General features: G+C 40.1%; 18 protein-coding genes. All 18 read right to left on the bottom strand.

Going from position 1 to position 26313, the window contains the following annotated elements; translation table 11 throughout:
* Positions 1-30: 30 nt before the first annotated feature.
* On the bottom strand, positions 31-8163 hold the full coding sequence (locus tag N8O43_RS07325; RefSeq protein WP_261089957.1) for a YSIRK-type signal peptide-containing protein: 8133 nt from the start codon (positions 8161-8163) through the stop codon (positions 31-33).
* A gap of 1052 nt (positions 8164-9215) precedes the next feature.
* A complete protein-coding gene (gene rplA, locus N8O43_RS07320; RefSeq protein WP_001085675.1) occupies positions 9216-9905 on the bottom strand; it encodes a 50S ribosomal protein L1 in 690 nt (229 codons plus the stop codon).
* Positions 9906-10002: 97 nt separating this feature from the next.
* Positions 10003-10428: a 50S ribosomal protein L11 gene (gene rplK / locus N8O43_RS07315; protein ID WP_001085807.1), complete on the bottom strand. Its 426-nt coding sequence runs from the start codon at positions 10426-10428 to the stop codon at positions 10003-10005.
* A gap of 227 nt (positions 10429-10655) precedes the next feature.
* Positions 10656-11372 carry an LD-carboxypeptidase LdcB/DacB gene (gene ldcB, locus N8O43_RS07310; RefSeq protein WP_261089922.1) on the bottom strand — a complete coding sequence of 239 codons (717 nt, stop codon included), beginning with the start codon at positions 11370-11372 and terminating at the stop codon, positions 10656-10658.
* Between the two features lie 17 nt (positions 11373-11389).
* A complete protein-coding gene (locus tag N8O43_RS07305) occupies positions 11390-11851 on the bottom strand; it encodes an HIT family protein (RefSeq protein ID WP_261089921.1) in 462 nt (153 codons plus the stop codon).
* A 1-nt stretch (position 11852) separates the two neighbouring features.
* Entirely contained in the window at positions 11853-12890 is a 1038-nt protein-coding gene (locus tag N8O43_RS07300; protein WP_261089920.1) for a M42 family metallopeptidase, read from the bottom strand.
* Between the two features lie 97 nt (positions 12891-12987).
* A complete protein-coding gene (brnQ, locus tag N8O43_RS07295) occupies positions 12988-14313 on the bottom strand; it encodes a branched-chain amino acid transport system II carrier protein (RefSeq protein WP_261089919.1) in 1326 nt (441 codons plus the stop codon).
* A 277-nt stretch (positions 14314-14590) separates the two neighbouring features.
* Positions 14591-14878 carry a rhodanese-like domain-containing protein gene (locus tag N8O43_RS07290; RefSeq protein ID WP_261089918.1) on the bottom strand — a complete coding sequence of 96 codons (288 nt, stop codon included), beginning with the start codon at positions 14876-14878 and terminating at the stop codon, positions 14591-14593.
* Entirely contained in the window at positions 14875-15465 is a 591-nt protein-coding gene (locus N8O43_RS07285) for a uracil-DNA glycosylase family protein (protein ID WP_261089917.1), read from the bottom strand. Before N8O43_RS07285 ends, N8O43_RS07290 begins: the two co-directional genes overlap by 4 nt.
* 53 nt (positions 15466-15518) lie before the next feature.
* Positions 15519-16919, bottom strand: a complete 1401-nt coding sequence (gene pepV / locus N8O43_RS07280; RefSeq protein WP_261089916.1) for a dipeptidase PepV — start codon at positions 16917-16919, stop codon at positions 15519-15521.
* A gap of 12 nt (positions 16920-16931) precedes the next feature.
* On the bottom strand, positions 16932-17537 hold the full coding sequence (locus N8O43_RS07275) for a nitroreductase family protein (RefSeq protein WP_261089915.1): 606 nt from the start codon (positions 17535-17537) through the stop codon (positions 16932-16934).
* Between the two features lie 174 nt (positions 17538-17711).
* Entirely contained in the window at positions 17712-18566 is an 855-nt protein-coding gene (locus tag N8O43_RS07270; RefSeq protein ID WP_261089914.1) for a metallophosphoesterase family protein, read from the bottom strand.
* The gene (gene uvrC / locus N8O43_RS07265) at positions 18556-20403 is read right to left on the bottom strand and encodes an excinuclease ABC subunit UvrC (RefSeq protein WP_261089913.1); all 1848 of its coding nucleotides are present in this window, start codon (positions 20401-20403) and stop codon (positions 18556-18558) included. Before uvrC ends, N8O43_RS07270 begins: the two co-directional genes overlap by 11 nt.
* Positions 20404-20441: 38 nt before the next feature.
* Positions 20442-21143 (bottom strand): M57 family metalloprotease, encoded by a 702-nt coding sequence (locus N8O43_RS07260; RefSeq protein WP_261089912.1) that lies wholly within the window; start codon positions 21141-21143, stop codon positions 20442-20444.
* A gap of 78 nt (positions 21144-21221) precedes the next feature.
* On the bottom strand, positions 21222-22388 hold the full coding sequence (locus tag N8O43_RS07255; protein WP_261089910.1) for an aminoacyltransferase: 1167 nt from the start codon (positions 22386-22388) through the stop codon (positions 21222-21224).
* A 4-nt stretch (positions 22389-22392) separates the two neighbouring features.
* The gene (locus tag N8O43_RS07250) at positions 22393-23613 is read right to left on the bottom strand and encodes a peptidoglycan bridge formation alanyltransferase MurM (RefSeq protein WP_261089909.1); all 1221 of its coding nucleotides are present in this window, start codon (positions 23611-23613) and stop codon (positions 22393-22395) included.
* 111 nt (positions 23614-23724) lie between these two features.
* Complete coding sequence (locus tag N8O43_RS07245; protein WP_261089907.1) at positions 23725-24504, bottom strand: alpha/beta hydrolase; 780 nt, start codon at positions 24502-24504, stop codon at positions 23725-23727.
* Positions 24505-24571: 67 nt separating this feature from the next.
* On the bottom strand, positions 24572-26233 hold the full coding sequence (locus N8O43_RS07240) for a ribonuclease J (protein ID WP_125443959.1): 1662 nt from the start codon (positions 26231-26233) through the stop codon (positions 24572-24574).
* Positions 26234-26313: the final 80 nt, after the last annotated feature.

The following is a 26313-nucleotide window of genomic DNA, read 5'->3' as shown; positions in this document are numbered from 1 at the left end:
ATTACAAACAAATCATGTCAATTAGAAAGCTTATTCTTCTTTCTTCTTGCGAGCTACAAGACCAAATCCGCTCAATACTCCGAGAAGTCCAAGTGCTGCAAGGCTAGCATTGTCTTCTGTACCAGTGTTTGGCAATTCACGCTTAGCTTCAGCTTCTTTCGTTGCTGTTGCTTGTACTGGTTGTGCTGGTTGTACTGGAGTAGCCGGTACTTGAGGTTGTGCTGGCTGTTCAGGCATTGCTGGAGTTGCTGGCTCAACTGGTGTTGGAGTTTGAACTTTTCTGAAGATATGTCTGATACTTCCATTTGGATCTGTCACAGTCTTCACATATTCGTAACCTGGAATTGTTTCTGGCTCTTTAGAACCTGGTTCAGACGGTTTCACTGGATTACCATTTTCATCTGTCCAAATTGTAATATTTTGATTACCTGGATTTGGTTGAGGAACAGGTGAAGGTGTTGGAGCTGGTGGTGTTACTTTTTCATAAACATGCTCGACATCACCATTCGGAAGTGGTTTTGTTTCTACGAATCTGTAGCCTGGAATATCCTTCTTAGGTTGTTCCCCTTCTTCTGTTGGAGTATTTGGAATTGGATTTCCATCTTTATCCTTGAAGAATGTTTTCACTTTTTCGTAGATATGCTCAGTATCTCCATTTGGAAGTGGTTTTGTTTCTACGAAGCGGTAGCCTGGGATATCTTTCTTAGGTTGTTCTCCTTTTTCAGTTGGAACTTTTGGAATTGGATTTCCATCTTTATCCTTGAAGAATGTTTTCACTTGTTCATAGATATGACGAGTATTTCCATGCTCATCAGTGATTGTTTCTTTATATCTATATCCTGGAATATCTACCTTAGGTTGTTCTCCATCTTTACTTGGGAATCCTGGAATTTCTTTACCATTTTCATCTACATAGTCTGTTCCTGGACGAACTGTTGGAGTGTATTTCGCAGAAATATCTTTTCCTGCTTTATCTTTTCTTACAACAGTCACACCTTCTCCAGTTCCTACGTAATCTGCTTCTGGAGTAAATGTTACTTTACCATCTTTATCGATAGTATAAGTTCCTTCTCCGTCAACAACCATCTTAGTTGAACCATCAGAGAATGTTGGTGGTACATCTAAATCTACGTCTCCTGTGAACTCTGGAGTTTCAGATTGAGGAGTATTCTTAGGTCCTTCTGTAGTTTTGTCTACAGTCGCTGTTACTGGTGTTACTGTTGGAGTGTATTTAGCCGTTACTTCTGTTCCGTTCTTATCTACACGTTGTACAGTTACTCCTGTAGCTGTTCCTAGGAATTCTGGTTCTGGTGTGAATGTTACTTCTCCAGTCTTAGGATTAATTTTGTATGTTCCTTCGCCTTCAACTGTTACAGAATCAACTGGATCACCTGTCTTAGGATCGATTAGTTTCGCTGGTTCGTCAGTATTAATTTCAACAGTTTCTTCTTTTCCATTGATTTTCACTGATCCACCATTGAATACTGGTGTTCCTGTTTGTGGTTGACCTTTAGGTCCTACTGATGTCTTATCTTCTCCAGTTGGAGTTACTGGCACTACTTTTGGAGTATACTTAGCTGTTACTGGCGTTCCATTCTTATCTACACGTTGAACTTCTACACCTTCTCCTTTTCCAGTAAATTGTGGTTCTGGTTGGAATTTAACTTTACCATCTTCGATTGTGTATGTTCCTTCTCCAGGAATTACTACTGGTTCATCAGTTGGTTCTCCTGTTTCTGGATCAAGAAGTTTAGGTGCTTTTGTTTCATCAATCTCAACAGTTTTTGGTACACCATTAACCGTTACTGTTCCACCTTTGAATTCTGGTAATCCTGTTTGTGGTTTACCTTGAATATCTTTAGATTTAGCTGGTGTTGCTGTTGGAGTTACACCTTTAACTTTAGGTGTATAGCTTGCTTCTACAGGTGTTCCGTTCGCATCTTTCACTTGAACAGTTACCCCTGTTGCTTGACCAGTAAATTGTGGTTCTGGTGTGAATGTTACTTCTCCAGTCTTAGGATCGATTGTGTATTTTCCTTCATCAGGAATCACTATTGTGGTTTTATCAGTTGGCTTCCCTGTTTCTGGATCGATTAATTTCGCTGGTTGCTCATCAGTAATTGTAATTGCAACATCAGTATTTCCTGGTGTGAATTTTGGTGTTCCATTTTGTTCAGCACCTTGTACATCTTCTGACGTAACGTCTTCTCCTGTTGGTTTAACTGGAGTTACCGTTGGAGTGTATTTAGCTTTTACAGGTGTTCCGTTTGTATCTTCACGTTGAACTTCTACACCTGTAGCTGTTCCTGTAAATTGTGGTTCTGGTTGGAATTTAACTTTACCATCTTCGATTGTGTATGTTCCTTCGCCTTCTACTACAACTTTATCAGTTGGTTGTCCTGTTGTTGGATCAATTAGTTTTGGAGCTTTTGTTTCGTCAATTGGAACAACTTTCTCTTCATCATTAACCGTTACTTTTCCACCTTTGAATTCTGGTAATCCTGTTTGTGCTTTACCTTGAATATCTGTTGTTTCAGCTGGTGTCGCTGTTGGTGTTACAGGTTTAATGTTAGGTGTGTACGTAGTTCTTACTGGAGTTCCATTCATATCTGCTGCTTGAATAGTTACCGGTGGAACTTGTCCTACATATGTTTTGTCTTCTGGTGTGTATACTGCAACTGGATCTTTACCAGGTTCTTTTACAAGAGTATACTTACCAATTACTTTATTTGGATCTTTTGGATCTTTTACAACCACTTCATTAGTTGGTTTTCCATCTTCACCTACTAATGTAACTGAACCTGGATTAATCAGTACTGGATCTGATTTAATTGGATTTCCAACTGGATCTTCTAAATCTGCAGTTCCACCTTTGAATGTAATAGGTTGTTTTTGTGTTGCACCTTGTACATCCGTTGATTCAGCTGGCTTAGCTGTTGGTTTAACCCCTACGATTACTGGAGTATAATCAGCTGTTGCCGGTGTATTGTTTTTATCAACACGTTGAACTGTTACTGGTTGTACTGGCCCTACATATGATTTATCTTCTGGTGTGAATTTCACTACTCCTGTAGTCGGATCTAAAGTATATTTACCGATTACATTTCCTTCTGGATCTTTCGCTGGAAGTTCATTTGAAGGAACAGGTTGCTTCGTTTCTGGGTCAAGTAATGTTGCTGGTTTATCGTAATCGATTGGTACTGCTTCATTACCTGGTTTGAAGTAAGGTTTACCATTTTGTTCTTGACCTTGTACTCCTGTAGTCACATTATCGAATCCTTGTGGTACTACTGGTTTAACAATCGGTGTGTATTTCGCAGTAGCTGGTGTTCCATTGGTATCAACACGTTTTACAGTTACACCTTTAGCTACTCCTGTGAAGTCTTTTTCTGGTTGGAAGTGAACTGTTCCATCTGAATCTACTGTGTATGTTCCTTCTCCTGGTACTACTTTTTCAGTTGTTCCATCTTCAAATGTTGCCGGAACTTTATCATCGATTGGGAATTCATCGTCCCCTGGTGTAAAGACTACTTTACTTTGTTGAGGTTTTCCTTGAAGGTTTGTCGTAGTTTTATCTTGTCCTTCTGGTACTACTGGAGTCACAGTTGGAGTATAAGTTGTTTCTACTTTTGTTCCGTTTTTGTCTGCCGCTGTTACTTTAGCTGGGTCTGGTGTTCCAGTAAAGTCTTTATCTGGTTGGAATGTAATTACTCCAGTTTCTGGATCTAAAGTATAAGTACCTACTTCTTTTCCATCTTTAAGAGCTGGCATTGTTGTGACTTCTGCACCTGTTGGATCTACAAGTTTCACTGTAGATTTATCGATTGGCGCTGTTTCGTCACCTTCTTTGAACATTGTAGTAGCATCTTGAGTTTGTGGTTTACCTTGTTTTCCACTTGTTTCTTTTGGTTCTGCAGTTGGTTCTATCGCTTCCACTTCTGGAGTATAATCCCCACTAGATGTAACTTCAACTTTATTTCCTTCTGAATCTGTTGCTGTTACAGCTACTTTAACATCTACTCCTTTTGCTTTACCTTTGAAGCTTGGTTCTGGAGTGAATGTTACTTTACCATCTTTATCGATTGTATATGTTCCTTCTCCTGGTACTACAACTTTACCTTCTTCATCAGCACCTTCTAGTGAGTACTTCGCTGTAGACCAGTCTACATTTGTGCCATCTGGAGTATTAGTTCCTGTATTTAATTCAGAGAAACGATCTTTTCCTGATTTAGATTCTTGAGGTTGTCCTTGTTTTCCTTTAGTTTCATCATTTGATGGTTTAACACCATATACAGTTGGTGTGTAAGTAGTTGAAGATTCTACTACTACTGGTTGACCATCATCTCCTGTTAACGCTACATTAGCTGAAACTGTTAAAGGTTTAGCCGTACCAATAAATCCTGGAGCTGGTGTGAAGTTTACTTTACCTGTGTTTTCATCAATTTCATAAGTACCTTCATCAGTAGTTACAGAATTTACTTTTTTACCTGATACTGGATCAACTAGTTTGTAGTCAGATACTTCTGCATCATTTGGTAAACCAGTCTTGAATCCTGTTTCCATTGAATCAGTTTGTTCTTGACCTTCTGCACCAGAAGATTTTTCAGGTTTAGAAACCACGATGTAGTAAGTTGTTTCTGCAACTGCATCTTCTGTAACTTCTCCTGAATCTGTTTTTCCTACTGTTGGAGTTGTTACAACACCATTTGAGTCAACAGATCTTACTGTTACTTTATAACTTCCATACTCACCTAATGTATATGCTGCGATTTCTGGGTTTGCTAAGTTTTTCTCAGCTGCTGTTTTCAATGCTTCACGAGCTGTTTCTACAGCTTTTTCAGCTGCAAGAGCTTCATCACGAGCTGATTTCACTTTTGCTTCTACATCAGGTAATGCTGCTGCCGCTTTATCTAATTCTGCTTTTAGTGATGCTTGTTGTTCTTTTGCCGCATTTAATTTCTTCTCAGCTAAATCTCTCGCTGTTGGTGAAATTGTACGAAGATTTAAATCGTCTAAAGCTTTTTGAGCATCTTCTACAATTCTATCTTGACGGTCTACTAATTCTTGAATTTTCGCTAATTCATTATTTGCTCCTTGAGCGTTCGCAATCGCTTCTGCTGCTGCTTTTGTTTTTTCTGCTGCAGTACGTTGTGCTTGAATATATGCTTTTTCTTCTGCTTCTGCTAAATTAAATTCTTTTTTAGCTCCACTTGGTGAAGTTACTGTTAATTTAGTTTTAATTGTCTCAGATTGAGCATCATCTGACTCATCGTCAATTTTATCTTCAAATGCTACATTTGCTTTTGGTGATTTCAATAAGTCTACAGAATTCCCTTGAGTATCTGAATAACTTGTTGAAGTTCCAGTTGGTTTATCATTTTGAATAGAAGCTACGTCTGTTCCTGTTGCTTCACGGAAAGCTACATATCCTTTAAATCCTGAATCTGTAGAAATCTTCCATCCAGCATTTGATTTTTCAGCAGTAACTGTAGACCCATCAGAAGCAGTCCATGTATTTGTTGCTGAATCATAAGTTACAGTAACCGTAACTCCTTTTGTATCAGCTGTTTGCGCTTTTGGTAATGCAGTAACTGTACGAGTTACATCTCCTACGGCTGTTACTTCACCATTCTTACGAATTTCTGCAACTTTTTCTGTTAAAGTAGCTGCTGAAGATGTTGCATTCCATGTACGAGTGAATTCGTATACAATATAGTCAACACTACCATCTGCTTTTGCATCTGTATAAACACGACGTTCTGTTAATGTTGTAGTTCCATCTCCATTGTCTTTTAAGACATATGCGTCTTCATTTGGAAGCGTATATTTACCAGTTGCACTATTAAATGTAGCTGTATATTCTTTATTATTTGCATCTTTCACTTTCACAACTTCACGTTGTAAGTCTGCACGAACTTTATCAGTTGTTGCTTTCGCTACAATACTATCTACTCCAACATATTGTGTAGAGTCTGAAGTAACAGGAATATTAATTTTAGACGCTGCTGTTGCTGAAGCATCTCCTAATTGATCTCCTTCTTTTACAGCTGTATTAGTAGTTCCTGCAGCTACAGTCCATTTACCGTCTTTTACAACTAATTTTGTAACTGTTCCATCTGGCATTGTGATTTCTGCTTTATTAGCACCGTTAGAAACAGATACTGGAACTTTTGTTGCATACGCTTCAACATTAGATACAGTAATTTTTGGAGCTACTGCAATCGTAATATTTTCATGAGCTTCTTGACCATACATATTCCAATCCTGATTTTTCGCATTGGTTGTATTATTATAGTCTTTGGCGTAAACATTTGCTGTATAAATTCCAGCTTCTGACGCTGTTCCTGTAATATTTCCAGTTTTTGGATCATAATTTAATCCTGGTACAACATCATTTATCGAAGTTTTACTTCCCGTAAAATTACCATTTAAGGCTGTGTGGGCTGTGACAGTTTGTGGTCCGTTCTCGGTATTTACTTTAGATCCATCAACTGCAGTAAAAGTTGCTCCATTCGTGCCTCCAGGAGCCGTTTTTGAACCGGCAACAACTTTTTCTCCATTACTTCTGTATACATAACCAGTTCTTTCATCACGACTCATTCCATCGTTATCAACATATTTAATATTATGGTTCACTTCATCTCCAATTGTGACCATTGTAGATTTACCTTTAATTAATGGAGCTGTTGAGTCTTGCCATCCAACCCATCCAGCTGTTAAGTCACGGAAAGTAATATCTTGAGTTTGACCGTCTTTTTCAACAGTGACGATATAACGCATATCATAAACACCATTTTGAAGAGTAGATGCTACGTATCCTTCTACAGTATCTGTTTTTTCATTATATCCTGTACCAGGAACTAAGTTACTTAGTTTGATATCTTTAATTTTATATCCCGCAGCTTCTGCTTCTGGTGATAAAGTGAAACGTTTTTTAGCATCAGTGATATACACGTAGTGATTGCCTTGTTCATATGTGTATCCATAAATTTCTGTCGCTAAATATTCATAAGATCCACCCGCACCCCATATTGTATTCCCATTAGTTTTTCCTGTAGCACGAAGTTTCCCTTTCCATAGAGCAGCTTCACGACCAAGTTTCTGAGCTTCTGTTTTTGATAAAGGAATATCAGTACGACCACTTATCCCTGCTTGTCCACTATTAGCCGCAGGCACTTCTGTATTCTCTGATTGATAACCATGAACATAAATTTTGTAATTGTTGTTACCATCTAATACTTTGTAAGATTTACCAGTAGCTCCATTGAATTCGCCATTTTCTTTTCGTAATTCTGTGGAAGCTGCTGTATATCCTTCGTTAGCTGAAAGAGCTACCGCGAACTTACCATCACGGTTAATCCCTGCATTTTTCAACTCGTTGTAGACTGCAAGGATTGATTCGTTAAGGCGTTCCAATTGTGCATCTACTTGCTCTTTTGTGACACTCTTATCAACCAAAAGAGCCTTAGTTTCAGCAAGTACTGTTTGGTTCTTAGCGACTGCCGCTGTAACTGCTGCCTTGTTTTCTTCTTTGACATCAGCCTTAGCAAGTTCAGTCTCAGCTAATTTGTTTGTTACTTCAGCTTCTGATGATACTTGTGTAAGAGTTGTTGTTGCTACTGAAAGAGCTTTCTCAGCTGGAGTAGCTTTCTTTTCAGCTTCAGCTTTCGTAGCTTCTTTTTCAGCTGCTTGTTTGTTATCGAAACCAGCAGTATTTGACTCAGTAACAACTGTGCTCAAAGCTGATACAGTTTCGGCTTGGGCATCTACATCAGCTTGGTTAGATTCAGCCTTAGCAAGAGCTGCTTTAGCTGTTACCAATACTTCCTTAGCTGAATTTACTACTGTAGCATCCGCATATTTTGCAGTTGAAAGTTTAGATTCTAAAGTCGCGATACTTGCTTCCAGTATTGCCTTGTTTACTTTTTTAGCTTCTTCTACTTTAACTTCAGGTTTTGCTTCTGTAGTATGCTGATCTGATTTTCCAGCTGGAGCTGCTACTACTTCAGTTTCCGTACCTTGTACTTCCGTCGCAGATACTGCGCCGTTACCAAGGAATATCAATCCAGCTGCAATAGCTACTGATGCTGCACCGAAACTATACTTACGAATACCGTAACGAATGTACTTTTCCGTTCGAAAATCTTTCTGCTTGTCCTTCATTTTTGACAAATATCCTCCATAAAATAGTCTGTTTATTAGCGATATTAATAGCCAAGATGATACATAAAAAGACCCCTTTATATTTTCTAAAATACTTAGAGGATTATCTTTTAGATAGTACCAGCAAACACCATCAATATTCAAAGTTATTCTACCATGTTTAAGTTTTTTTAGCAATAAATATGATAACAAATAAATAATTGTTTAAATTATTACTTATATAGTGACTTTATCTTTATAAAACAAATATTTTTATTGATATTTTATCTTATTTCATACAAATAAAGTCCTTATCCTGATATTGTATAAAATGAAATCTTATTTCTATATTTTATGTGTTATTATATTGTTTCATCTGGTAATAATATTTAAATTTACATTATATAAGTATTTATAGCTATATTATATCTATTGTCGATAAAATATAAACTTTATCTTACTTTATATATAATATGGAATTTTAAAATTTAATATATAGATAAAAATAAAAATTCCTCTCTTAAAACTTAAAAGAGGAATTTTTATCATCCACAATTAACATGCATAATTATAATACCATGTTTTCAAATATTTTGCAAGCACTTTTTATTTTGAACCGTCAAATCTCTTATAAATCTTTCGCTTTTTATTTTATTTTTTTAAATCTCATTAAATAATATTTTTATTTGATGAGTTTTTAAACAAACATCCGAATATAACGTACAGTTTTTCACATTCATCTTTCAATTGAATATTTTATGTTTTCGTTATTTTTATAACCTAAATATTATATTTACGGCCGTTTTATAAGCTTTTGTTAACATTTTTTAAGAATCTATACACTTATCTATGCATCTACCATTAATACCTCTAGAAAAAATCGTTCGGATTTTATCCCATAACCTCAACAATTTCAATAATAGAATACAAAACTTTCTCTAAATTTTTTTAATTATTTTTTCTACTAAATCATAAAAGAAAAAACGAATGAAGCCACATCGATTCTTTAGAATCAATAACTAAAGACAAAAAAACGAGCACTTTCGCACTCGTTCTCTGATATAAACTACTGATTAAAGTGAGTTTACGTCAACTTTGATACCAACACCTTGAGTAGTTGTGATAGTCAAGTTTGTTACGTAAGTTCCTTTAGCTGTAGCTGGTTTTGCTTTTTGGATTGTTTCGTTGAAAGCTTTGAAGTTTTCAACCAATTTTTCAGCTTCAAATGATACTTTACCGATGATTGCTTGAACGTTACCTGCACGGTCAGCACGGTAAGTGATTTTACCACCTTTAGACTCTTCAACCGCTTTAGCAACATCCATTGTTACAGTACCAGTTTTAGGGTTTGGCATCAAGTTACGTGGTCCAAGGACACGTCCAAGACGTCCAACAAGAGCCATCATGTCAGGTGTAGCGATAACTACGTCGAAGTCCAACCAACCGTCGTTGATTTTAGCAACAAGGTCATCTTCACCAACAAAGTCTGCACCAGCAGCTTTTGCTTCTTCAGCTTTTGCACCACGCGCGAAAACAAGAACGCGTGAAGTTTTACCAGTACCGTTTGGCAATACCATTGCTCCACGGATTTGTTGGTCAGCTTTTTTAACGTCGATGTTCAAGTTGTAAGCAACTTCTACAGTTGCGTCAAATTTTGCAAAGTTAGTTTCTTTTGCAAGTGCTACAGCTTCTTCTACGCTGTATGCTTTTGTGCTGTCGATTTTCTCAAGAGCAGCACGAAGTTGTTTGCTTTTTTTAGCCATTTTCTATTCTCCTTGTAAGTGGTTCAATCGATTTTCATCTCCCACGTCACTTCTCGAAATGATGAAGTCTTGCGGGTTATATTGGGGGTGTTATTGATTAGTCAACAACAGTGAATCCCATAGAACGAGCAGTACCTTCGATCATACGCATTGCAGACTCTACGTTTGCTGCGTTCAAATCTGGCATCTTAGTTTCTGCAATTTCTTGTACTTGTGCACGAGTAACTGTAGCAACTTTAGTTTTGTTAGGTGTACCTGATCCTTTTTCAACACCTGCAGCTTTTTTCAAAAGAACAGCAGCTGGTGGTGTTTTAGTGATGAAAGTAAATGATTTATCTTCGTAAACTGAGATAACAACTGGAATGATCATACCAGCTTGGTCAGCTGTACGAGCGTTGAACTCTTTTGTGAATCCCATGATGTTGATACCAGCTTGACCAAGAGCAGGTCCAACCGGTGGAGCTGGTGTAGCTTTACCAGCAGGGATTTGCAATTTTACAAGTTTTTCGACTTTTTTAGCCATTTTTAAATCCTCCTTTGTGGTTTTGGCGGTAATTAAAGATTTTTACCTCCCACAAGCATGCTTTACACATACTCATCTATTATACACTATTTATCTAGAATTGCAAGAGAAAAGTTTATTTTTTATACTCAATGAAAATCAAAAAGCAAACTAGGAAGCTAGCCGCAGGCTGTACTTGAGTACGGCAAGGCGACGCTGACGTGGTTTGAAGAGATTTTCGAAGAGTATTAATCGACGTAATCTCCGCCTTCAAAGCCGTAGTATTCTTCCAAACTGAGACCACTGGCAGCTATTTCTTTGGCTTCTTTTCCGACATAACGAAGGTGCCATTCTTCAGCCATATAGCCTGTTTCTTTTTCTTTACCTTTGAGATAACGGACAACAAAGCCATAATCAGCCGCATGGTCCAAGAGCCATTGGGCTGCTTTTTCTTCTGTTACCAAATCACCATCAGTTCCAATAACATCAAAGGCCAAGCCAGTTTGGTGTTCACTATAGCCAGGTCGGGCAGAGTAACGGTCAGCAGCTGCCTTTCCGTCTTGATTAACATAATCTTGATAGAGCTTGGTCTGAGTTTCATAACTTCTAAAGCCACTGTAATGGTCACTAATTGGGAAACCTGCCTCTTGCATCGCTTTGATGAGTTTGACCAACTCAGCCTTGGCTGTTGGATTTTCCCCTGGATTGTAGTCTTTTGACAATGGGTAGTGTTTATTGGCTACGATGATTTCATCGTATTTCCCTTGGATGCTGTAGTAGTCTCCTTTATTGCTAACTTCTGCCTTTTTCTGACTAGAAGCTTGAGATTTGCTGCCTACAGTTCCTTCCGGTTGACTGCTTTGCTCCGTCTTTTGAGTATTTTCTTCAAGTTTCGTTTTTTCTTGCGAACAAGCTGCAAGAGTCAATGCTAGTAAACCAGATAAAATGACATATCTTTTTTTCATTTCTTTCTTCCTCTCTCTTAGGCCAAATGCTTCTCTAATTCATGAGATAAGATTTTAATCATCTCTTCCAGCTCTGGCGATTGTACTTGGCAATCTTCTGCTGCCATTTCTTCCCAGGGCACCCACCAGACTGGGCCACGGCCATTAAGTCCGTGCCCCTTCATATCACCTGCTCTTCGCGGAAAAAGATGCCAATGAGCGTGGGCATCGCCATTTCCTAGCAGTTCGATATTCATTTTCTCAGCAGCAAAGGCCTTGGCAACTGCCTCTTGGACCACACTCATTTCTTCTAGAAAACGGAGTCTTGTCTCCTTTTTCAAATGGTGCAATTCGGTGACATGTTCCTTGGCTAGAAAGAGACTATAGCCTGCAAAATACTGGTGGTCTCCAATCACAAGATAGCCTGTTTCCAACTCTTTGACAAAATAGGGATTTTCTCCCTTCTTGATGAGCTCAATTCTCTGACATATAAGGCACATATTAGTCTCCCAATTCGCTCTTAAGATAAGCATCAACCATACGTTCCGTTGCGGCCACCGAATCAATATGAGTACGCTCATAAGAATGACTAGACTCGATACCAGCACCTAGAAGAGCATGTTTGACTTCTGCACCTGCAGACATAGCCGCTGAAGCGTCCGAACCATAAAACGGATAGATATCCAGCTTAAATGGAATATCTTGTTCTTTAGCCAAAGCAACCAAGTGTTGACGGAAGTCATAGTGATAAGGCCCTGAAGCATCCTTGACACAGATAGACACTGTGTACTCATCTGTTTGCTGGTCATCTCCCATAGCTCCCATATCCACAGCCAGATATTCAACTACCTGAGCAGGGATATTAGAATTAGCACCGTGGCCCACTTCTTCAAAGACTGAAAAAGCAAAATGGGTTGTTACAGGCAACTCAATCTTCTCTTCCCTATAAATACGAAGCAGGTTAAGCAAAATCGCTGCGCTGACCTTATCGTCCAAATGACGAGACTTGATAAAGCCCGTCTCTGTCACCACAGTTCGTGGGTCAAAGCTGATAAAATCACCGACCTCAATACCAAGAGCACGAGTTTCTTTTTCACTAGTTACTTTGGCGTCCAAACGCACTTCCATATTGTCCTGCGTGCGTTCTGCAGTTCCTGCATCCTTGTAGACATGGCAAGAAGTTTGGTGGATGAGGATGGTTCCTGATACTTTTTCACCTGTGCTGGCCACATGAACGGTACAGTTTTCACCTTCAATCATATTCCAAGGAAAACCACCGATACGATCCAGTTTAAGACGGCCGTCTGGTTTGACAGCACGGACAATGGCCCCCAGCGTATCCACATGGGCAGTCACATAGCGATGCTCTTCATCATTTTGACCTTTAATGGTCACATTGACACCACCCTTGGCTGTACGAACCGGCTGGTAACCAAAAACTTCTAGAGTCTTGACTAAATAGTCCGAAATCTCCCGAGTGAAGCCCGTTGGCGATGCGATGGCTGTCAGTTCTTTGATATATTCTACTGTTTGATTCATTTCTTCACCTCTTTTGCTACCTATTATAACACATTTATCATCGGATAAAAAAAGAAAATCACTCCTGTAGACTTGGCTACAAAAGTGATTTTAATGATTATTCCATTTCAAAAACATCGCTTTCTTGCTTGTTTGGTAGAACCAATGAGAGCAAGATTCCGACAACGGCTGGTACTAACCATGGAAGTGATGCCTTGGCAAAAGGAAGAGCGTTGACAAGATTCGCAAGAAACTCAACCTTAAACGAGCTTCCTAATACGCTTGCAATGGCAATAGCTGTAACCACAGCAATTGTCAACTGCATACCTGGTTTTGAAAGGGCAACAAATTTGTTGACAATGACAATCATAACGATAGCAATCGTGATTGGGTACAAGATAACCAGTACTGGAATGGAGTACTTGATAATCGCATCAAGACCCAAATTGGCAATAGCAAATCCAATCAAGGTAAAGGCTGTCGCATAAACCTTGTAGCTGATTTGTGGGAAGCGCTCATTAAAGAACTCAGCTGTTGACACAATCAAACCAACTGTTGTTGTGAAGCAGGTTACGGTAACCATAGCTGCAAGGAAGAGTTGAGATGTTGAGCCAAAGATTTCTTGAGTCGCTTGTGACAAGATGTAAACACCTGGTGTTCCACCCTTCATCGCTTCAGCTGGTACTGGGAAATGATTCCCAAGGAAGCCTAAACCGATGTAAAGAGCGCTGAAGGCAAGGGCAACAACGATACCAACAACCCAAATGGTTGAAATGTATTCTTTCTTACTTGAAAATCCAAGTTGTTTCAAGGTTTGAACTGCGATTACACTGAAGGCAACTGAGGCAAGGGCGTCCAAGGTATTGTAACCTTCTAGGAAACCTGTACCAAAGGCAGAAGCTTGATAAGCAGCTGAAGCAGCTTGAGGACTTGTTCCACCGTATTTGAAAGCTCCCAGAACAACCAAGATAACAATCAAAATCGCAAAGACTGGCGTTAAAATACGGCCGATACGGTCTAAGATTTTTGATGGATTAAGCGAAATCAAATAGGCTGCTGCAAAATACAGAACTGTAAAGACAATCAAACCAAGACCTTTATTGGCATCCGACAAAAGAGGCTTAATTCCTACTTCGTAAGCTGTTGTAGCTGTACGTGGGATAGCAAAGAATGGACCGATTGACAAGTAAAGAACTGAGAGGTAAAGAGTCGCAAACCAAGGCGCTATCTTTGTTGAAATCTCGTAGATATATCCTTTAGGATTTAGCGTTCCAATAATAAGAGTCAAGACGGCGATACCGACGCCTGAAAAGACAAAACCTGCGATGGCAGGAAGAAAATGTTCTCCAGATAGAGCACCTAGAGAAGGCGGAAAAATCAAGTTCCCCGCACCAAAAAATATTCCAAACAGGAGTAAACCTGTTAGGGCACCTTTTTTAGCCATGAAAATCTCCTTCATATTTATAAAATACTGACCTAGTATATCATGAATAGGAGTATGAAAAAAGCTTCACGAAGTAAATATTGAATGTTTTCAAGATTCTTAAAAATAAGAATTATCTAAAAACAAAATTCTCCTACCCAGTCCACGCCAAGTAGGAGAAAATTCTAATGTTTATACTCTTCGAAAATCAAATTCAAACCACGTCAGCTTCACCTTGCCGTACTCAAGTACAGCCTGCGGCTAGCTTCCTAGTTTGCTCTTTGATTTTCATTGAGTATTAAAGTTCTTCAAAGGCCATCATGCCACCTTGTACATTGAAAACCTCATAACCTTGTTCTGATAAGAATTGGCAAGCACGCGCCGATCTCATTCCAGATTTACAAATAACATAATGTAACTGATCCTTGTCCAACTGATCATAAGTATCAGCTAATTGACTCAGAGGAAGATTCTGAGCACCTTCTAAATGAAGAGCTTCAAACTCATCCACTTCTCTCACGTCCACTAGAGAAAGTTGGTCGTTTTGGTAAAGCTGGTAAAATGCGTCAAAGGCTATTTCTTTCATTCTTTTTCTCCTAAAATAGTTTTAATTTTTTTTTTCAAATCTGGCACTACTTCTGACTCAAACCAAGGATTTTTGGCCATCCAGATTTGATTTCGAGGCGAGGGGTGTACCAGTGGAAAATAGGTTGGCAAGTAGTTCTGGTAGTGTTTTACCCGTTCTGTCACCTTGCCACTGATTTTCTCCTTTAAATAGTAGGCCTGGGCATATTGGCCAATCAAGAGGGCCAATTGAATATCTGGTAATTCTTGCAAGAGCTGCGGATGCCATTTTTCAGCAAAGCCAGTTCTCGGTGGCAGATCACCTGACTTACCATGCCCTGGAAAGTAAAAATCCATAGGAAGAACAGCAAAATAACCTGAATTGTAAAAGGTGTCCTCATCCACACCTAGCCAGTCCCGCAAGCGGTCACCACTCTTGTCCTTCCAATAAAGGCCTGCCTCTTGGGTTTTAAGCCCCGGTGCCTGACCGATGATATTGATGCGAGCAGTCTTTGGCACTGCAAAGAGAGGCTCAATGCCACGCTCTGTATAGCTGGCATTCTGTGGATCTGACATAATAGCCTGCTTGATTCTTTCAATTTGAGACATCTACTTTCCCTCCAAAAAGAAGTCTAAGCATACAATCTCAGACTTCTATCGTTTTATTTGATCAATTCGTAAATAGCTTCGGCATAGATTGCTGCTGCTCGGAAGAGATCATCCAAGGCGATAAATTCATTGGCTTGGTGCATGGTGTCAATTGAGTCTGGGAACATGGCACCATAGGCAACACCGCGTTCGAGCAAACGACCAAAGGTTCCACCACCGATGACTTGCTCGTGACCTTTAAGACCAGTTTGTTTTTCATAAACATTCAACAAGGTTTGAACAAGTGGATCTTCCATTGGCACATAGTGAGGGGTATGACCGTGCTCAGAAAGGCTAACAGAAGCAACTGGCAAGTTTTCAAGGATTGACTTGATTTGTTCTGGACTTGTTCCTTTTGGATAGCGGATATTAAGGGCAATGGTATTATCAGCACTTGTTTCATCAAAGCGGAAGACGCCAGCATTCATAGAAAGGGCACCCATCTTTTCATCCACATGGGCAATCTTGAGATTTTCACCCTCATGGTCGTTCAAGAGAATTTTACCAGCGATGTCAAGGTAGTCTTTAGCTGGTCCTGCAAAGTCAAACTGACTGAGGAAGAGAGCTAGGTAAGTTGCACCATTGACACCTGAAGCAGGCATAGCACCGTGGGCTGATTTACCAGTGATCGTCACCTTGTATTGGCCAGCTTCTTCTTGAATTTCTCCTCTGAGTTTGTGTTCTGCAACAAAGGTGTCTAGTTTAGCTTGCAAGTCAGCCAAATCACCTGAAACGACTGCTGTTGCTGATTCTGGTACCATATTTTCACGTAAGCCACCTGTAAAGCTGTGAAGACGGGCTGCACCTGTATTTTCTCCTGCAAAGTGGAGGTATTCCGTGATATTTCCTTTTTCACCATTGATGATAGGGAACTCAGCATCTGGAGAGAAACCGAAGTCTGGTTTTGCAAGTCCTACATGCTCGAAGTAGTAGTCCATGTCTGCCCAGCCTGACTCTTCGTCTGTTCCGACGATGAAGCGAACTTTCTTAGAAGTTGGGAGGCCCAATTCTTTGATGATTTTCAAACCATAGTAACAAGCTGTTGTAGGTCCCTTGTCATCAGAAGCTCCACGCGCATAGAGGCGACCATCTTTGATAGTTGGTGTGTAAGGGTCTGTGTCCCAACCGCTACCAGCTGGAACCACGTCCATGTGGGCAAAGATTCCGAGAACTTCTTCTCCATCACCAAATTCAAAATGTCCTGCGTAGTTGTCAACATTTTTAGTTGGGTAGCCATCGCGGTCTGCGATTTCAAGGAATTTCTCCAAAGCTTTTACCGGCCCAGGTCCAAATGGATGCTCAGCATCAACCTTGCTATCATCTCGTTCTGAGTTGATTTCCAAAAGGCTAAATAAGTCAGCCAAGAGGTCTTCTTTGCGTTTTTCTACTTCTGCTGTAAAATCAATTGCTGTCATTTTTTCTTCTTTCTATCTTTTCTCGATGATTTCATCTACTGGCAAGCGATAGCTTGGTTCCAATTTTTCGTCTGTGTATCCCACTGTAATCAAGAGTTCTGGGCGGAAGCGGTTTTCGATGTCCAAAACTTCGTTGACTTTTGATTTGTCAAAACCAAGAATAAGATTTGAACCGATTCCTTGGTCTGTAAGAGCCAAAACCAAGTTCATGGCAACCAGACCTGCATTGAGGGCTAGGTAGTCGCTGACTTGTTGTTCATTGTAACGGGCAAATTCAGCTGGCAAATTCTTCATAAAATATTGAAGTTGCTCTTCAGAAAAGTTATTAGCACCACCAACTCGGGCAATCTTACGAGCACGTTTAGCCAAATCTGTGTCTGTAAACAAGGCAATAGTTACAGGCGCTGATGATACCTGCTCAAAATTTGAACCGTAAGCCAATTTTGCCAATTCAGCATTTTTCTCACGAACCACTACAAATTTCCAAGGCTGGCTGTTGTGGGCACTTGGTGCCAAGGTTGCAATTTCGATAGCCGTACGCACATCTTTTGGATCAACTGGCTTATCAGTGAAATGCTTAGTCGCATGACTTTTTTTGTTTAATTCAAGAAATTTCATAATCGATTTCCTTTTCTAATTCTACTGCTTCCATTCTACCATATTTTGAAAGAGCTTGCAGGGATTTTTCATAGGAAAAAAACTGGAACAAGGATAAGCAACCGAATGAAGAAAATCATTTAAATCAGGAATCCCCTCATCCAGTTCCAATTAATTTTCAGTTACTTAAAGGAACTAGTCTATCTTATATTCTGACTTTATAGCCTCCAAGAAATTCTTCACATCCTCTACATACCCATGCTTTTCTATTAAGCTGGCTAAGAGTTCCAGATTGTGCCCCTGATAGTTGTCTTCTCTTCGCAACTCTTCATACATTTCGATAAAGGGAAGTCCCTTGGACTTGGCCAATTCTAACTCCGCTTCATAGTCATAAGCGACTTTACGAAATAGGATATTGACCAATTCCCCATCTTCCACTTCTATCACGGCATACTGGGCACGGTGATTTTTTAACGCCTCCCAATCAAAATAGGGCATGCCAATCGTACCTGGATTGATGATTTGTTGCCCTTGGCTTCCATAACGAAGCAACTGCTTGTGGACATGACCATAGACTGCCACGTCCGTTTCCGCATCTAGCAGTTGGTCAAATTTATCTGTATCATTCCCAACCAGTAGATCCCCACCATAGTTTTTTTCAGGTAAATTATGAGAGAGAGAAAAGCGCAGTCCGTCAACTTCTTTCTTTTCCAGCATAGGTAAGTTTCGTAGCCAGACAATCGTTGCAGGATCCATTCGCTCCATCAAAAACTGGGTCATTCGCATTGATTGGATTTCTTGTGGATGTTCCAAACCATATTCTCCATCCAAGGCCTCAAGGACACAATCATCCCAATTGCCTCGAACACTTGCCGTGATAGGAAGGTCCTTTAGCAGGGCGACCAAGTCATTTGCACCTGGACCAGGAAGAAAAATATCTCCCAGAAGCCAGTATTCACTGACTCCTTGATTTTTAGCATCTGCGATCACTGCTTCTAAGGCCGTCGCATTGCCATGAATATCTGATAAAATTGCGATTTTATGGTTCATGATGATCTCCTTCTGTTTGATAATCTACTCTTTCTTCCGCCACTTGAGCTAATTCCACTTCTTCCTGCGGGTTCAACTTTCTTTGCACAGCCTCTGCTACTGCTCTCGGTACTCCAACTTCGACAATCTCATCCACACTGGCTTCCTTGATTTTAGTCAGAGACTTGAAATGTTTCATGAGATTCTGCTTGCGTTTAGGTCCCAGACCGTCAATTCCATCCAGTTGTGAAGAAAAGGAATTTTTGGAGCGCAGTTGGCGGTGGAAAGTAATGGCAAAGCGGTGCACCTCATCTTGAATGCGTTGCAAAAGGAAAAATTCCTGAGAATTACGAGATAACTCCACCACCTCAAGCGGATCTCCGAAGAGCAATTCATGGGTTTGGTGCTTGTCATTCTTTTGCAAACCTGCAATGGGGATATCCAAGCCTAGCTCTTCTTGGATGACCTTCTTAGCGATATTGACTTGACCTGGTCCCCCATCAATCACAATCAAATCTGGAGGAGTCAAACCGTCACGCTGTACTCGACCATAACGTCTGCGAATAACCTCTCGCATACTAGCATAATCATCTGGCCCCACAACTGTTTTTATCTTGTACTTACGGTAATCCTTCTTACTAGGCTTGCCGTTAACAAAGACCACCATGGCTGAAACAGGACTAGTTCCCATGATATTAGAATTATCGAAGGACTCGATGCGAACCGGAGTCGGAATTTGGAGCAAGCGTCCCAGATTTTCAATAGCCCCCTGAGTCTTTTCAACAGATTTCTCTAGCAGGTTGAATTTCTGCTCTAGGCTGACTCGAGCATTCTTTATAGCCAAATTGACCAACTGTTTTTTCTCACCACGCTGAGGCTTAAGAATCTTGGTATCCACCAAGGCCTTAACCGCTTCTTCGTCAATATCCTGTGGAATCAGTACCTCATTGGGAACCAGGTGGGATTTTTCTTGATAGAATTGTCCCACATAGGTCAAGAAGTCCTCATCCGGATCGTTGTAGTAGGGAAAAAGATTGACATCGCGCTCAATAAGCTTGCCCTGACGAACAAAGAAAACCTGAACACACATCCAGCCCTTGTCCACATAGTAGCCAAAGACATCCCGATTTTGGAGATCCTTGGCCATGACCCGTTGCTTGGTTCGAAGTGTTCCAATAGCCTGAATCAGGTCACGGTATTCTGCCGCACGTTCAAACTCCATAGACTGGGCTGCAGCTGCCATTTTGCCCTTGAGATCATCGATGATTTTGTCATCCTGTCCTTTTAGGAAATCAGAAACCTCCTGAGCCATAGACTTGAAATAGGACTCATCTTTTTTACAGATGGTGTGGGCCATACATTGGCCGATATGGTAGTAAAAACAGAGCTTAGACGGTGGATTGGTACACTTGCGAAAAGGGAAAATCCGATCCAGCAACCGCTTGATTTCATTGGCTGCCCCCACATCTGGATAGGGACCAAAGTAGAGACCTCCGTCTTTTTTGACCTGACGGGTGATAATCAAACGAGGATAGCGTTCATTGGTGATTTTGATGAAAGGATAAGACTTATCATCCTTGAGCATGATATTGTACTTGGGCTTGTTTTCCTTAATCAGGTTGATTTCTAAGAGAAGTGCCTCAATATTAGACTCCGTAACGATAAATTCAAAATCCACAATTTCAGACACCAAGGCCTCTGTTTTGGTATCATGACTTCCACGGAAATAAGACTTCACGCGGTTACGCAGATTTTTAGCCTTTCCTACATAGATAATGGTGCCGTTTTTATCCTTGTGAATGTAGCAACCAGGACTGGTTGGCAAGAGCTCTAGTTTTGATTTAATCAAGTTATTCATAGTTCCATTATAGCAAAAAAGTAGGGAAAGATAGTCCCCTACTCATTGGTCTCATATATTTTTCGAAGTCTTGCAACATCCTCTTCCTGGATACCATAAAAGGAACCTGCAGGTTGCATGACAGACTTCTCATCTGTATGGTCCAAGCCAATCGCATGCCCCAACTCATGTTCTGCCGTATGGACAATGCGCTCATAGGAATAGCCATAGTCAGGATTGGACAGATAATAATGATTCAACCGCACCGTTACGGATAAGAATTGCCCTGTCAAGAAATTTGTCTGACTTTCCGCCTCTCCTGCCACAGGAGTGTTTCCGTCGTTCATCTCAGTAACCAAGATATCTGCCTTGCTGGCTTCAGTGACAATTTCAAAGTTAAAAGCACCCGTTTGATTCCAGTTCTGAATTGCTTCTAAATACGCCTCTTGAAATCCTGAATCCATCTGAGGATCCAGGTAAATACGAGCTAAAGCCTGTGGCCACCTTCCTTCAGAGTGTTGGTGGCTATCTGTCTTGTTCAACTTAGGCAGTTGGCCTGTTTTTTCCCATTGGTCGATACTTTGTTGACCAATTTTTACTGACCGTTCTGCTTGCTTTAGCGCTCCTTGAAAATCACCGTTCAGATACCAGAGAAGTCCAAAAGCAAAAGCACACAAAAGAAAAGCTATCCAAACTAGACGCCAAAACAAACGCCACACAAAAGAAAAGAAAACCCCTATCAAACGAAAAATCCAGCGCATGTCTCTCAACCTTTCTAGAAAATAAAGTCTATTTTACTAAAATAAGCTGAAAGAAAGCTAAATACTGGCTTTTTCATCTTAACGTCCTAATATTTTTTTGAATAACTGAATAGTTTTGTATTTTAAAGGCGATGGATGATAACGGAAAGTACCTGCTTTGCGTACAATATAGCCATTAAAATTCTGTTTAAAACGCAAAACACCATCACTTCCATCAAAAATCCCTTGAATCCCTAGGAAGTTGTATTGATGGATATTCCGTTGCATTGTCTGCTTCATCGCATGATATTGAAGTAAAAATGGAGCTGAAAACTTCTGATACTCTGCGTACGACCCCCCAAACAAGTACGTTGCCTCTGTATTTGTGTAGATTATTAAAGCACAAGCTAGAGCAACATTGTCAGACTCACTATCCAAACTAGTTAGAAAATCTTTTTTCTTTTGCAAAGCTTGGTATTGCTGGTGAAATTGTTTCGACTTCTTGTCAAGAATAGCCATCTTCACATTTAAAGCATCTATAGACTGTTGTGGATTGACTTCAGCAATTAGGAAATCCGCCTTATCTCCAAACATATCATACAATTTCATGTAATAATCTAAATTCTTATCCTCAAAACCTTGTCTTTTACCTGTTTCTTCGATAATTTTTTTGAATATTGGAATTTCTTCCCGTTCTGCATTGCGAATAAGAATATTAAAATCAAAAGCTGATTGAATGTTGCGAATACTATTTTTATTAAAGGATTTCAATAAGGAAACAGCATCATAATCTTGCAAATCTTTGATGTAATGCCAGCTGACTTCTCCACCTGGATAACCTCTTGTCAATCCATCAAATTGATAACCTAAATCAGTCAAACCTTGAATAATACTTTTTTTCTCAGCATCTATTGGATTACCTTCACTATCAAAAGTTTGATAAGTTTCATAAGGTTTTACAAGCAACTCTAATACACCATTTTGCTTGGCATATTCTTTTAACTCCGCATAAAAAACTGGAAGAGCATCTTGTTGGGTATAAATCGGACCCGAATTGAGCTCCATATGCAGACCACCCAGCATGGGCAAGCTATAAACCAGAGCTGCAACTTGAATTTCTCCTTCTTGTTTCAAAGCAAGATAAACAATTCGAGCCCCTCTTTTTTCTAACAAGTCCCCCATCTGAACAGATTGCATAAAGGAACGAGAAGAAACCTGACCAGAATAAGCCTGAAACTCTTCTTTCGTGAGTGTAATTAGTGCCATATACTTACTTTCTATGTTTTTTTCTTAATGTTTTACGGAAATCAAGAGCAAGTCTTAACAGAGGATAGAGAGGATGGGTAGGCATTGTAAATTCACCCAAGTATTCTTCAATCGTTGGATTAAAATTAGCTTTAAAACGATAGAGTCCACCATCTAAAGCATTCTCGACGCCTCCTAAATTTTGCCATAAAATGCCACGTTCAAAGGAATATCGAGCTGTCTCATACCAAGTCAAAATAGGGGCTTTATATCGTTTAAAATCTTCATCCATTCCTGCGTATAGATTGACAGAAGTTTGTCCGAATTCTAAAGTCAGGGTAGCCGCTAAAGGAACTCTCGCTTGACCTGCATCCATATATTCCTGCAGGAAAGTCAATTCCTCTAACAAACGTTCTTTTTCCTTCTTCTGCGCTTCTACTTTTGAAGTTCGAGTCGACTCAGTAAAGGTCTCTTCCAAGGCTCTGTTTTTCGCTAACTGTTCTTCTAATTCTTGCGAACGTTTAGAAACATCCAAGGTTGCCAAGGTGATATAGGCCTTGTCCTTAAAATTATCTAACAACTTTTTATAATAGGCTTCATTCCTCAAATGAATCTCTTTCCGCTTCTCGGTTTTTTTCATCAAAAAGGAAAAAGACTCCAATAATTCAGTTCCACCAAATTGAATCTCTACCCCCTTATTCCGTGCTGTTCGAATAGCCTGTTTTGTTGACTTGGAAAGTTTATCTTCTTCAAAATTTTCCTTGTATATTTTCGCCTGAATACGAGGTTGAATGGTGTCTCCCATTTCCTCTGTTTTTCCTGACCACCTTACTCCCATTTGTTGCAAACTATCAATAATAGCCAGATTTTCAGGAAATTCTGTTTTTTCCTGATTAATTAAACTTTGAGACAGGCAAATACTTGGGTCAAAAGTCACAAAAATAGCTCTCTTACTGCGAGCATAAGACTTAATGGACTGAATGACAAAACTCAAGAGTTCTGTATCTCCATAATCCAATATGGGTCCTCTTGGGACGTAAAACATTTTATAGCCTAGCGGAAGAGTTCTAATCAAAATACTAGCTGTCGCCAGTAATTTTTCTTCCCTGTAAACACCAAACTTCTCATGTTGCCAATCAGACTTAACTTCTTCCCAAGCACTACTTTGTAATACATTGCCTAATTCATGGTCTTTGACAAACTGATCATATTCTAATGCGGGAATGCCAATTTGATAACGGTACATTTCCTACTATCTTTCATCCAGTATCTTATTACTATTCTACTACTTTCGCTTGAAAAGTCTAGTGAAAACATATTTTATTTTAGTTCTACTCCCCCTATGCTGAAGTTCAAACTAAGTCAATCTCTCTTCAAATTTGAAATCAATTGGTAGGCTTGCTAGAAACCGTTCCAATTGTTTTTCCCAATAATACCACTCGTGAGTTCCAGCGTTATGGCTATAGGTCACATCAAATCCCAGTTTTTTGAGATTATTCACTGTTAGATTATTGGCTTCGTACAAGAAATCCTGCTCGCCACACCAAGCCCAAAGTTTGGTCTTTTTATCCGATTTTTTAGCCAGACTTTCTAGAGAATAGGTGCTAGCTGTCCAATCTTTAATCTCCCCAAACACACCCCTCCAATAAGCCGGTGTTCCCAGATTTTGGCTTTCAGGAGAAAAATCTTGAAAACTAAGAGCACCTGAAAAGCTAGCTGCGTGAGAAAAACGATTTGTAGCAAGAGCCAATTTGAAACAGCCATAGCCTCCCATAGAGAGACCAGCGATAAAGGTCTTTTCACGCTTGCTAGTCATGTTAGGGAAGAAGCGTTTTAGAACCTGTGGCAATTCCACTGCTAGAGCTGTGTAATAGTCAAAACCATACTGGGTATCGGTGTACCAACCGTTGCTAGTATTGGGCATGACGACGATGAGATTGGTTCCTCGAAGCAAGCGTTCTACGTTGGTCCGCTTGAGCCAGCTATTATGGTTACCAGACATCCCGTGCAAGAGGTACAAGACTGGAATGTCTTTACAATCTGGTTCTTCCACTCGATTGGCATCAGGATAGAGGACATTCACTCCCCACTCCATATCCAAAACTTGTGAGTAATACTCGATTTTCATTACTGCCATAATTTTTTCCTCTATTTTTCTATAAGAAAAAGCCGAAACTCGACTTTCCCTCTATTTATTTCAACAATTATTTTGCTTCCATGACTACTGGTAAAATAGCTGGACGACGCTTAGTCTGGTCAAAGAGATACTTAGTCAAATTATCCCGAACCTTCCCTTTAAGATCTGCCCAGTCAAAGTCATCTCCTTGAAGATAGTCTTCTACCGTTTGGTTAATCAATTCTGAACTTTCACGGAGAATATCGCGGCTCTTCTTGAGATAAACAAATCCGCGCGTATGAACACGAGCCTTGGCCACAATTTTCTTCTCACGACGGTTAACGGTAATTGCGACGATGAAAATACCATCCTCTGACAAGACCTTACGGTCACGAAGAACCACATTTCCAACATCACCGATGGCATTCCCGTCAATCAAGACATCCCCTGCTGAAACAGCTCCAGCTGGGACAAAATCTCCATTCTCATAAGCCATGCTGGTTCCCTTTTTAGGGATGAAAATGCGTTCTGGCAACATTCCAACTGCCATAGCAGCCTTAGCATGAGCATCTAACTCACGATATTCCCCTTGAATTGGGAAGAGATACTTAGGTTGCAAGAGATTAATCATCAATTGCAAGTCACGCGCATTTCCGTGCCCTGACACACGCAAGCTTTGAGTGATCAGTTTGACAACCCCTCCAGCTTGATAAATCATATTTTCCACACGCGCCATGACTGCTTCCTTGGCGATAGACGGAGTCGTTACGATATATACTAAGTCACCGTCCTTGATTTCCACATAACGGTGGCGACCAATCGACATCTTGCGAAGACCGTTGATAGGCTCACCCATACGACCTGTCTCAAGGATAATCAACTCATGGTCTTCAAAGCGAGACATATCTTTTGGCTTAATCAAAAGACTCTCGTTAGCTAGAGACAATTTCTTAAGACGAATAGCAGTGCGGACGATATTTTCAATATCGAATCCTGTCAAAACCACACGACGACCTGTTTCATCCGCAGCGTCAAACACCTGCTGGATACGAGAGAGGTTGCTGGCTACTGCTGCAACAATGATACGTCCATCCCAATCAGAAATGGTTTGAGTGATTTCATCCCCAACTTCACTTTCACTAGCCACTTGGATATTGCTATCTGCATTGGCTGAATCGCTAAGAAGAGCCAGAACTCCATCACGACCGATTTCTGCCAAACGAGCGAAGTCTGTCGCATAGGATTCACTAGCTGTCTGGTCAAATTTGAAGTCACCTGTATAAACGATACTACCTTCAGCTGTCTTCAAGACAACACCCAGACTTTCTGGGATAGAGTGGGTCGTACGGAAGAAGGACACCACAGTCCCTCCAAAATCTATCTCCGTATCCTCATCAATGACATGGAAATCATTAAATTTCTTAACTGTGTCATTCCCTTTGACAAAGAGTTTTGCCAACTCAATGGTCAACTCAGAGCCAAATACAGGTACCTTGGCTTCAGCCAAGAGATAAGGCAGAGCACCAATAGCATCTGCATGTCCATGGGTCAAGAAGACGCCAGCGATACGGTCGCTATTTTCAAAAAGGTAGTCCATATTTGGAATAACTACGTCCACCCCTAGTTGTTCGTTTTCAGGGTATTTCAGACCTGCATCCAAAACGAAAATAGATCCATCGATTTCAGCGATATACATATTTTTCCCATTTTCACGCACACCACCAAGTGTTGTTAAACTGATATTACTCATTTTTCCTCCGAAAGCTTAGTTTATCTTGATTATAGGGTTACTTTCCCTTTTATTCTAAAAGCACTATTACTTTTAGCCGA

Source organism: Streptococcus mitis (assembly GCF_946190335.1).
Taxonomy (GTDB): domain Bacteria; phylum Bacillota; class Bacilli; order Lactobacillales; family Streptococcaceae; genus Streptococcus; species Streptococcus mitis_CH.
Note: the sequence above shows the minus strand (reverse complement) of the source record. Positions and strands in the feature narration are given on the sequence as shown.